This window comes from Arsenicicoccus sp. UBA6765 (genome assembly GCF_002453335.1).
Classification (GTDB): domain Bacteria; phylum Actinomycetota; class Actinomycetes; order Actinomycetales; family Dermatophilaceae; genus Arsenicicoccus; species Arsenicicoccus bolidensis.
Genome location: NZ_DKGR01000059.1, coordinates 50734 through 52006 on the forward strand (window position 1 = coordinate 50734; position 1273 = coordinate 52006).

The window sequence follows — 1273 nt, forward strand, 5'->3', positions numbered from 1 at the left end:
ACCTCGTCGCGAAGGCTGAGTTTGGAGTCCATCACGCCCCCGAGCACGGACCGCAGCAGCGCCGCCAGCGAGGTCCGCTCCTGCAGGTCCACACCCGAGACCTCAGCGACCTGATCCGCCGTCAACCCCACCACACCCAACGGCACCTCGACAATCATGCGATCGGCATCCTCGGTGGGCATCGCGCTCTCCACCGTCGAGCGGGGGACAACGACGATGCTCCCGGGGGTCAGCTCGGTGTCCCGCCCCTGCAGCGACAGGACCGAGGCGTTCCGACGCTGGTAGATGACTAACAGGTAGTCCTCGCTGCGACCACGGGGAGAGCTGACCGTCGTCACAGGACTGCTTCCTCGATCAGCTCATAGATGTTCGCCCGGCGGAGGTCGCTGGCGTGAAAGACGAGCCCGTCGCCCCGGTGCGGTGGCTGCTCCGCGACATGCCGCACGCACGCGGCGGCGAGATCTCGCTCGGTCGGCGACATCACCACGACTCCAATCACGGTCGTGTCCGCGCCGACGAGATTGGTGGCGCTCCTGCTCACCTCACCGACTACGCCCGTCGCCAACCTGTGTACTCGGGCCCGAGACATCGTGCCGGCACCGTCGAACGCCACCACCACCGTTCCGGGCCGAACGATGTGCAGCGCGGCGGTCACCTCATGCTCGATACGCGAGGCCAACGCCCGTCGAGCCCGGATGCCCAGGCCCCTACGAAACCGATAGGCCGCCACGACCAGGCGCTCGTCCTCAGCCACCCGCTCCGCAAGAGGCGAGGGAACGAGCATCAGAAACTCTTGCGCGTCACCGAGCTTGACCGGCAGGTCCACCGAACGCCCCTCTCCTGCGGAGCGCGCAACGTTCTCGACGGGCGCGCGTGGGCAGCCGCACCGAGCCCTCGGCTCGGACTTTCTCGCGCACACGGAAGATCCGTGAGCCGCGTGGCTTCCCGCACATCATGACCACTAGCCTACGACGACAGAAAAGGACTCGCCAGACCAAAGTATGAGCGGGACGTCGATTGACGAGAGGTGTCGCAGGTCTGAAAAGCAGGACGCTTGGATCGCCATAGGTGTTTCGGATCGACTTGGATAAGGACTCCGAGGTCCATTATTGTGAAGGTGTGAGATGCGAGCGTCCCGCTCCGCTGGACTTCACTGGGCCGGCCGGGCTGGCATCGCGTGACGGACGACTTCGAGTCCTGCGGACGGAGGAGACTACCCTGGAGGCGTGACTGCCGACGGAACGAGTGCGCTGTCAACGTCGGCTGAATTCTG

Annotated in this window: 2 protein-coding genes; both read right to left on the reverse strand. The window is 65.7% G+C overall.

What is annotated here, in order from left to right; genetic code table 11:
- On the reverse strand, positions 1 to 338 hold a 338-nt coding region (locus B4K29_RS16575; RefSeq protein ID WP_286968215.1), incomplete at its 3' end, for a hypothetical protein.
- Positions 335 to 826: a hypothetical protein gene (locus tag B4K29_RS16580; RefSeq protein ID WP_020625383.1), complete on the reverse strand. Its 492-nt coding sequence runs from the start codon at positions 824 to 826 to the stop codon at positions 335 to 337. The genes B4K29_RS16575 and B4K29_RS16580, both read right to left, overlap by 4 nt.
- Positions 827 to 1273: the final 447 nt, after the last annotated feature.